Genomic DNA, 4,882 nt, shown 5'->3' on the forward strand with positions numbered 1-4,882 from the left:
AGGGGTGAGTCTCAGGAAGAGACGAATAGTGTGGACACTGCCAGGCATCAAATAAAGTAGAAAGCCTCATGCGAAAGCATGGGGCTTTTTGCGTTGCGTCAAAATTGAAAGATATTTATTTATGCAATCTATCAATCAGCTATAGTCTAAACTGAGTAATAAACCTATAAGTACGAAGATAATAAGCAGTACTATTCCCTGTAGGCGTATTATAGACAGGCTCGAAATGGGCTGTTATTTAGATAGATGAGATATTATATATTAATTAACTTTATTAAATGTAATTAGATTTTTCTTATGATGCTGATGAGAATTTGATATTTGTCAGGTTTTGTTGCTCAAATTTACGTCTATAAAAACAAATAATAGCTAAACACGCTTAATCGAGTAGACTAAGTGGCAATTAATTGCGTGAGGATATTTAACGTTATGTCTACTGAAAGCGCGTCTTTGAAAAATCATAATACGTTTGCGCTCCCGGTCAACGCTGCGCAACTGATCATTGCAGAAAAAATCGAGTTAATGATTAAGGTTTGGCAAAAGTCACAAAAGCGAAAAGAACCATTTCTCGTCCTCGGTGAGGGAAGTAATGTACTGTTTTTGGAGGATTTTTCCGGTACGGTCATGATCAATAAACTGCATGGCATCAAGGTTCGAGAAGAGCAGGATGCTTGGCATCTACATGTTAGAGCAGGCGAGAACTGGCATAAACTGGTCAGTTATACGCTGGAAAATGGCATGTATGGATTAGAAAATTTGGCGTTGATTCCTGGGTGTGTAGGCTCGGCTCCAATCCAAAACATTGGTGCTTACGGCATTGAATTACAAGATGTTTGCGAATATGTTGACCTGTTGAGCTTAAGAACGGGTGAGATTGATCGTATGAGCCCTGAGCGGTGTGCGTTTGGTTATCGAGAAAGCGTTTTCAAACACCAATATAAGGCAGATTATATCATTGTTGCTGTGGGTCTAAAGCTCAATAAGACTTGGCAACCAGTATTGAGTTACGGTGATTTAACCAAGCTGGATCCAGAGAGCGTGACACCTCAACAAGTGTTTGATGCGGTTTGTGCTATGCGCCGCAGTAAATTGCCCGATCCATATATTATTGGTAACGCTGGGAGCTTTTTTAAGAATCCTATTGTTAATCAAAATATTACAAATAAACTGCTTGAATCTTATCCGAACATGCCACATTTTATTCAAGCTGATGGGCAGGTGAAGTTGGCCGCGGGTTGGTTAATCGATCAATGTGCCCTAAAGGGGTATCGGATTGGTGGCGCTGCAGTGCATAGTAAGCAGGCTCTGGTATTAATTAATCAAGAAAATGCGGTTCCTCAGGATATTATTGCCTTGGCGCGTTATGTCCGTAACACCGTAGCTAATAAGTTTACAGTATGGTTAGAACCTGAAGTCAGATTCATTAATGCGCTTGGTGAAGTGAACGCCGTAGAGGTACTTTCATGAGAGATATAAAGGTTCCTCTAAAGTTAATTACCTTATTGTCTGATGGTGGGTTTCATTCTGGCGAGCAATTAGGTGAACACTTTGGTATGAGCCGCGCGGCAATCAATAAGCACATTCAAACGCTTCGCGAGTGGGGGGTAGATGTATTCACGGTGCCCGGTAAAGGTTATAGCTTGCCAGCACCGATCCAATTACTGGACGCAGAGCGTATTCTGGAACTGTTGACTGATAAGCGCGTAACGGTATTGCCGGTAGTCGATTCGACTAACCAATATCTTCTGGATCGGATCACTGAACTTGAGTCGGGGGATGCTTGTGTTGCGGAATATCAGCAGGCCGGGCGAGGCCGCCGTGGACGGCAATGGATTTCGCCATTTGGTGCAAATCTATACCTATCCATGCTTTGGCGGCTAGAGCAAGGGCCTGCTGCCGCAATGGGGCTCAGCCTGGTCATTGGTATTGTGATGGCCGAGGTATTGCAAAAACTCGGTGCAGAAATGGTACGCGTCAAGTGGCCTAACGATTTATATCTGAATGACCGAAAGCTGGCTGGGATATTGGTTGAGCTAATAGGAAAAACGGGAGATGTAGCTCAGTTAGTTATTGGTGCTGGTATCAATATGGCAATGCGGGATACTCATGCTGGTGTGATTAATCAGGGCTGGATTAATTTGCAGGAAGCGGGTATTACTATTGATCGTAATAAACTTGCCGCCTTGTTACTCAATGAATGGCGAAGAGCATTACAGCAATTTGAGCAGGAAGGATTAGCGCCATTTATTTCCCGTTGGCGGGATCTGGATAATTTTATCGATCGCCCGGTAAAACTATTAATTGGTGAGCAACAAATATTGGGAATTGCTCGAGGTATTGATCAACAAGGTGCATTGCTGCTTGAACAGAATGGTGAAACCAAGCCCTTTATTGGTGGCGAAATATCGCTGAGAAGTGCAGAATAATCCTAATTGATTGGGGGCAATAAAGCCCCTAATCAATTATAACTATTTTCTTAGTCTTACACTTTCAACAGCATGGTTGGCGCTTTTGGTCATGATTAAACTCGCGCGCTCACGTGTGGGTAATATATTTTGCTGTAAATTCAGCCCATTAATCTCGTTCCATAGCTTCGTGGCGATATTAATCGCCTCTGCTTCAGATAGCTTTGCATAGTTATGGAAATAAGAATCAGGATTAGAGAATGCACCTTGACGGAATTTTAAGAAGCGATTGATATACCAAGTCTGGAGTAGTTCTGCAGGTGCATCGACATAGATAGAGAAGTCAACAAAATCTGAAACGAACACGTGGTGCGGATCGTGCGGATAATCCATACCGCTTTGTAATACATTCAGACCCTCTAGTATGAGTATATCGGGTTGTTCAATGACCTTATTGCCATCAGGAATGACATCATAAATAAGATGTGAATATACTGGGGCTGTGACGCGTTTGGCACCTGATTTCACTTCAGAGACGAACTTCACCAAGCTATGCATATCATATGACTGTGGAAAGCCTTTCTTTTTCATCAAGCCACGTTCATTCAACACCTTGTTAGGGTGCAGAAAACCGTCAGTAGTGATCAACTCCACGCTGCGATGTTCTGGCCAGCTACTCAGTAGGGCTTGTAACAGGCGGGCTGTGGTGCTCTTGCCTACGGCTACACTGCCTGCGATCCCTATAACATAGGGAATTTTTTGTCCATCAGTCCCGAGAAACTGCTCCAGAACGGCCTGACGGCGTAGATTCGAACTAATATAAAAGTTCAGCAGACGCGAAAGTGGCAGGTAGATCTGCGCAACCTCCTCCAACGAGAGATCTTCGTTAATTCCTTTCAGTTTAACAATCTCTTCTTCCGACAATGTCAGCGGTACTGAATTGCGCAATGCAGCCCATTGGGTACGATCGAACTGAAGATAAGGTGTCGCTAAAGATGGATCTCTTTTTATCATAAGCCAAATTCTGCCTGTTAACGCAGGTTGGGAATGGCGGCGGACGCCAACTCCAGATAATAAACAAGCTGCATATTATAGACAGCTGGCTTTTTGGCGTAGACTTTTTTCATAAATGTTGTCGATTGGCACGAGATTCTGACAATTGTGCGAACGAACACGCAATTGGTAATGATATCGCTGCAGTGAGTTATGCAGGCACTGATGGAGTCGAGAAGCATCAGATAAGAAGGTAGGGTCTTCGTGAAGTAAGTGTTCGGAGATTGGGTACCAGCGTGTGATACATGGTGCTGAGATTAGCAAAAAATAAATACCGGCACGTAGCATCAGGCTGGTTAACTGATGCTTATTTGCACGCTCAAGGGGGGTAATTGGCAAATAACCCGCCGATTTGAGTAATTTGTGAGCAAAAGCTCGCGTAACGCAATTTTTTAGTTGCATAGACAGCCAGCTCTACCTAGAATGCGCTGCACTTGATGCCGGCTTAGCTCAGTTGGTAGAGCAACTGACTTGTAATCAGTAGGTCACCAGTTCGATTCCGGTAGCCGGCACCATCAAGTACTAAAAAAGAAAAATTTGGTGGGGTTCCCGAGCGGCCAAAGGGAGCAGACTGTAAATCTGCCGTCACAGACTTCGAAGGTTCGAATCCTTCCCCCACCACCAACACTGTCTTCGGCAGTCAATCTGCGGAAGACACGAAGGTGGAAGCCTTCGAGATTCGGGTTGTACAGTTTTTATAAACTGTTCAGCGCGAAGGGGAGGAATTAAGCGATCAACAATCCTGTTCCCATCCCAAAATTCTACAGAAAAATCAGGTAGCCGAGTTCTAGGATGCGGGCATCGTATAATGGCTATTACCTCAGCCTTCCAAGCTGATGATGTGGGTTCGATTCCCACTGCCCGCTCCAATCCAAGATGTGCTGATATAGCTCAGTTGGTAGAGCGCACCCTTGGTAAGGGTGAGGTCGGCAGTTCGAATCTGCCTATCAGCACCACTTCTTATTCTCTCGCCCCCTGATTTTCATTCTGTTGTGGATTCAGCAAGCATAAGCTTGGTTGATGTGGTGATACCACCGATTTATCCGTGTCTTAGAGGGACAATCGATGTCTAAAGAAAAGTTTGAACGTACAAAACCGCACGTTAACGTCGGTACTATCGGCCACGTTGACCACGGTAAAACAACGCTGACCGCTGCAATCACTACCGTTTTGGCTAAAACCTACGGCGGCGCTGCGCGCGCATTCGACCAGATCGATAACGCGCCAGAAGAAAAAGCTCGTGGTATCACCATCAACACTTCTCACGTTGAATATGACACCCCGACTCGCCACTACGCGCACGTTGACTGCCCAGGGCACGCCGACTATGTGAAAAACATGATCACCGGTGCTGCACAGATGGACGGCGCTATCCTGGTTGTAGCTGCGACTGACGGCCCTATGCCTCAGACTCGTGAGCACAT

4 protein-coding genes and 4 tRNA genes are annotated in these 4,882 nt (G+C 44.9%); 7 read left to right on the plus strand and 1 reads right to left on the minus strand.

Annotation, left to right across the window (positions count from 1 at the left end; translation table 11 throughout):
- The first annotated feature begins 429 nt into the window (after nt 1–429).
- Nucleotides 430–1,467, plus strand: a complete 1,038-nt coding sequence (gene murB / locus ACQKDS_RS20015) for a UDP-N-acetylmuramate dehydrogenase (protein ID WP_399674011.1) — start codon at nt 430–432, stop codon at nt 1,465–1,467.
- Entirely contained in the window at nt 1,464–2,426 is a 963-nt protein-coding gene (birA, locus tag ACQKDS_RS20020) for a bifunctional biotin--[acetyl-CoA-carboxylase] ligase/biotin operon repressor BirA (protein WP_399674009.1), read from the plus strand. The genes murB and birA overlap by 4 nt, the downstream gene beginning before the upstream one ends.
- Before the next feature lie 42 nt (nt 2,427–2,468).
- Here birA and coaA read toward each other — a convergent pair whose 3' ends face one another.
- Entirely contained in the window at nt 2,469–3,419 is a 951-nt protein-coding gene (coaA, locus tag ACQKDS_RS20025) for a type I pantothenate kinase (RefSeq protein WP_399674007.1), read from the minus strand.
- 478 nt (nt 3,420–3,897) lie between these two features.
- Here coaA and ACQKDS_RS20030 point away from each other — a divergent pair.
- From ACQKDS_RS20030 to ACQKDS_RS20050, 5 genes are all read left to right on the plus strand, one after another.
- A tRNA-Thr gene (locus tag ACQKDS_RS20030) sits at nt 3,898–3,973 on the plus strand.
- Nucleotides 3,974–3,997: 24 nt separating this feature from the next.
- A tRNA-Tyr gene (locus tag ACQKDS_RS20035) sits at nt 3,998–4,082 on the plus strand.
- 170 nt (nt 4,083–4,252) lie between these two features.
- A tRNA-Gly gene (locus ACQKDS_RS20040) sits at nt 4,253–4,327 on the plus strand.
- Nucleotides 4,328–4,338: 11 nt separating this feature from the next.
- Nucleotides 4,339–4,414 (plus strand) — tRNA-Thr (locus ACQKDS_RS20045).
- 109 nt (nt 4,415–4,523) lie between these two features.
- Nucleotides 4,524–4,882 (plus strand): GTP-binding protein (locus ACQKDS_RS20050; protein ID WP_000031705.1); only part of this gene is annotated, 359 nt, incomplete at its 3' end.

It is taken from the genome of Serratia sp. NPDC078593, assembly GCF_050268245.1.
Lineage (GTDB): Bacteria > Pseudomonadota > Gammaproteobacteria > Enterobacterales > Enterobacteriaceae > JBNNGK01.